This is a genomic window from Lawsonibacter sp. (genome assembly GCF_022777125.1).
In the GTDB taxonomy this organism is placed as follows: domain Bacteria; phylum Bacillota; class Clostridia; order Oscillospirales; family Oscillospiraceae; genus Lawsonibacter_A; species Lawsonibacter_A hominis.
In genome coordinates, this window is record NZ_JALFGV010000118.1 from 1 (window position 1) to 3,264 (window position 3,264).

A 3,264-nucleotide genomic window follows, 5' to 3' on the forward strand; every position below is an offset into this window, starting at 1 on the left:
GATGGGCATGCCTTCGGCCAGCGCCGCCTGATGCGGGCGTTCCCAAAGATGCGCTCCATCCAGCACCATCAGGCGCTCCAGCGCCTGCGCCGCCGCATGGAGCGCAAAGAGCAATCGTAAAAATGGGGATGGCTGCAACCATGCAGCTTTCAGGCCCGAGCCGGCAATATGCCCCTTAAAAAAGTTGCATAGGATCGCAATGGCGATCCTATGCAACTTTTGTTTGGAATTGATGTTTGGGAATCCGGTTTTGCAAGACGCCCCCGGCCTGTCGGAAAGCCTTGAGCCGATGCAGGAAAACAAAGGGTTCCTGCAAAGGAGAACGCCCTGCGCAGGAGGTTCGCCGCCGCAGCGGCGAAGGGAATGGAGATCCGTATTTTTTGAGGACATGCGTCTCAGAAAAAACACGGCTCAGCCCGCGAACATGCACGCGCGGGCCGCTTATTCCAGCACCGCGCCGCGGGCGGCGGAGGAGACCTGTTTGGCGTAGCGGGCCAGATAGCCGGTCTTGATCCGGGGCTCGGGGCAGGTCCAGGCGGCCTTGCGCGCGGCCAGAACGGCCTCGTCCACCCGGACCTCGATCTTACAGGAGGGAATGTCGATGCAGACCAGATCCCCCTCCTCCACAAAGGCGATGGGGCCGCCCAGGGCGGCTTCGGGGGAGACATGGCCGATGGCCGCGCCGCGGGTGGCGCCGGAGAAGCGGCCGTCGGTGATGAGGGCGACAGAGGAGCCAAGGCCCATACCCACGATGGCGGAGGTGGGGTTGAGCATCTCGCGCATGCCGGGGCCGCCCTTGGGGCCCTCATAGCGGATGATGACCACGTCGCCCGGGACGATCTTGCCGTCGTAGATGGCCTGGATGGCGTCGTCCTCGCTGTCGAACACGCGGGCCGGGCCGGTGTGGGACATCATCTCCGGGGCGACGGCGGAGCGCTTGACCACGCAGCCCTCGGGAGCCAGGTTGCCCTTGAGCACGGCGATGCCGCCGTCGGCGGAGTAGGGGCGGTCGATGGGCCGGATCAGCTCCGGGTCCCGGTTGACCACGCCCTCCAGGTTTTCCTCCAGCGTTTTGCCCGTAACGGTCAGCACGCCGGTGTCCAGAAGGCCCTTTTGCTTCAGCTCCGCCATGACGGCGTGGACGCCGCCCGCCCGGTCCAGGTCCTCCATGTAGGTCTCGCCGGCGGGGGCCAGATGGCACAGGTTGGGCGTGCGGGAGGAGATCTCGTTGGACATGTCCAGCGAGAGTTCGATGCCGCATTCATGGGCGATGGCGGGCAGGTGGAGCATGGTGTTGGTGGAGCAGCCCAAGGCCATGTCCACCGTGTCGGCGTTGTGGAAAGCGGCCTCGGTCATGATGTCGCGGGGCTTGATGTCCCGCTTGACCAGTTCCATGATCTGCATGCCGGTATGCTTGGCCAGACGCAGGCGGGCGGAGTAGACGGCAGGGATGGTGCCGTTGCCCTTGAGGGCCATGCCGATGGCCTCGGTCAGACAGTTCATGGAATTGGCGGTATACATGCCGGAGCAGGAGCCGCAGGTGGGGCAGGCATTGCGCTCATACTCCTCCACACCGGCCTCATCCAGCTTGCCGGCGTAGTAGGAGCCCACCGCCTCGAACATATGGCTCAGGCAGGTGCGCCGGCCGTCGGTCAGGTGACCGGCCAGCATGGGGCCGCCGGAACAGAAGATGGTGGGGATGTTGACCCGGGCGGCGGCCATCAGCAGGCCGGGCACGTTCTTGTCGCAGTTGGGGATCATGACCAGACCGTCGAACTGATGGGCCATGGCCATGGCCTCGGTGGAGTCGGCAATGAGGTCCCGGGTGACCAGGGAGTATTTCATGCCCACATGTCCCATGGCAATGCCGTCGCACACGGCGATGGCGGGGAACTCGACGGGGGTGCCGCCCGCGGCGCGGACGCCGGCCTTTACGGCCTCGGCGATCTTGTCCAGGTTCATATGGCCGGGGACGATCTCATTGTAGGAACAGACCACGCCGATGAGGGGACGCTCCAGCTCCTCCTTGGTGTAGCCCAGGGCATAGAACAGGGAGCGGTTGGGGGCGGCGGGGACGCCCTTCTTTACATTGTCGCTGCGCATGGGAGACCTCCTTATGTAAAAAGATGTATGATGACACTTGCATTGTCTGACTTTATACTATAGGATAGAAGCAGCACTGTCAAGAACTGACCTGGAGGTAAGTGCATGGAAAAGAAGAACCGGACGCAGCAGACCGCTGAGAGTCTGTATAATCATATCGTGGTGGAGGGGCGCAGAAAGCCCGGGGAGAAGCTGCCCAACGAAGTGGAGCTCGCCGCCGGGCTGGGCGTGAGCCGCGCCACGCTGCGGGAGGCCATCCGTACCCTGTGTACCCGGGGGGTGCTGGAGGTGCGCCGGGGCAAAGGGACCTATGTGTCGCAGCGGGTGGGTGAGATCGACGATTTCGGTTTTTCCGGAGTGGACTATGCCAGGGGGCAGCTGCGGGACCTGTTTGAGCTGCGCTCTATTTTTGAGCCCAGGGCCGCCCGGCTGGCCTGCCGCCGGGCCACGGAGGGGGAACTGGCGGAGATCCTGCGGCGGGGCGCGGATGTGGAGCGCTGCATCCGCTTGGGCGAGGACCGTACCCAGGCCGACCGGGCCTTTCACGCGGCCATCGTCCGGGCCGCCCACAACGAGTTCATGGTGCGCCTGCTGCCCATGATCGACCAGGCCGTGTCCGCCGCCATCGTCTCCGGCGGACACGGGGCGCAGCTGGCGGAGGACACCCTGCGGGATCATGCGCTGCTGCTGGAGTTTTTGCAGAAACGGGACGCGGCGGGGGCGGAGCACGCCATGGCCATCCACATGCATCACTCCATCGACGTGATGGGGCTGGGGGAGGAAACGCAGCCGTAAAACCGCCGCAGGCCCCTGGGGGCGCTGGATTCTACCGCTGGTCGGTTGACAGGAGCGGGCGCCGCCGCCTAAAATGGGCCCAAAGGAGGGTACGGAATGTACGAGATTGACAAGGCACGATTCGGCGCCTTTGTGGCCGGGCTGCGGCGGGAGGGCGGAATGACGCAGAAAGAGCTGGCGCAGCGCCTGTTTGTTTCCGATAAGGCGGTAAGCAAATGGGAGCGGGGGGGTTCACTTAGATAAAGATACCACATCAATCCCACGCTGACTTTTGCTCAACCGATACAGCCGGAGGGCTGGATAACAAGAAAAGGCGGTATGCGCCCCGTGGAGGGGTAGCGTACCGCCTTTTCTTGTGGGGGTTTC

General features: G+C 64.2%; 3 protein-coding genes. 2 read left to right on the top strand and 1 reads right to left on the bottom strand.

Annotation, left to right across the window (positions count from 1 at the left end; genetic code table 11):
• Window positions 1-441: 441 nt before the first annotated feature.
• Window positions 442-2,103 (bottom strand): dihydroxy-acid dehydratase, encoded by a 1,662-nt coding sequence (gene ilvD, locus MR825_RS09965; protein ID WP_186907760.1) that lies wholly within the window; start codon window positions 2,101-2,103, stop codon window positions 442-444.
• 105 nt (window positions 2,104-2,208) lie between these two features.
• Here ilvD and MR825_RS09970 point away from each other — a divergent pair, with 105 nt between their 5' ends.
• Together MR825_RS09970 and MR825_RS09975 are read left to right on the top strand one after the other, a co-directional pair.
• Window positions 2,209-2,898: a FadR/GntR family transcriptional regulator gene (locus tag MR825_RS09970; protein ID WP_186907759.1), complete on the top strand. Its 690-nt coding sequence runs from the start codon at window positions 2,209-2,211 to the stop codon at window positions 2,896-2,898.
• A 96-nt stretch (window positions 2,899-2,994) separates the two neighbouring features.
• Window positions 2,995-3,141, top strand: coding sequence for a helix-turn-helix domain-containing protein (locus MR825_RS09975; RefSeq protein ID WP_287880539.1), 147 nt, complete (start codon window positions 2,995-2,997; stop codon window positions 3,139-3,141).
• The last annotated feature ends 123 nt before the right edge of the window (window positions 3,142-3,264 follow it).